General features: G+C 38.4%; 1 protein-coding gene. It reads right to left on the bottom strand.

All coding sequences use genetic code 11. From position 1 onward, the window contains the following. Positions 1-631 (bottom strand): hypothetical protein (locus WH52_RS14925; protein ID WP_158091383.1); only part of this gene is annotated, 631 nt, incomplete at both ends.

Genomic DNA, 631 nt, shown 5'->3' with positions numbered 1-631 from the left:
CACAACTAATTGCTGTAGTTGCTCCTGTTACAGATAATGCAACTGTTGGTGCATCGATGGTAAAGAAGCCTGAACGAACTGCACAGAATGGATTAGCCGTCATAGTTACGCTTACGTAATATTGACGACCAGTTGGACTTGCTGGAATAGCCGTTACTACTTCTGCTGTTCCGCCTGTTCCTGCTCCATCAGCTCCTGTGATAGTTCCTGTAATGTCATTATCATCTGTAAAATCTGCTGGAGTTCCGTTATCATCCATCACTACATAAGTGTATGCTCCTGCATAAGCTGTTGTTGAATTGAAATCAAAACTAATAGCTCCTGTTGCATCTCCTAAACATACAATATCACTTGTCTTAGTTACATCTAAAACATAATCTGTCGTTGGTAATACTTCATAAGTACTTGTTAACTCACAACCTATTGTTGCATTTGCATTCGTTATAGTTATTGTATAAACCCCTGCTGGTAATGCTGTAAAGCTTACTGGTGAAGTTACTCCTGATTGTAATTGATTATATCCATTACTTACTCCTTGTACTCGTACATTAGTAGTAATATTTCCTGTTGTTGATGCATAACTAACATCGATTGAAGCGCCTCCTACTGTTAATGGAGTTCTACAATCTAA

Origin of the sequence: Tenacibaculum holothuriorum (genome assembly GCF_002120225.1) — a bacterium.
Taxonomy (GTDB): Bacteria; Bacteroidota; Bacteroidia; order Flavobacteriales; family Flavobacteriaceae; genus Polaribacter; species Polaribacter holothuriorum.
The sequence above is the reverse complement of the archived record's forward strand: the minus strand, read 5'-3'. Positions and strand labels throughout refer to the sequence as shown.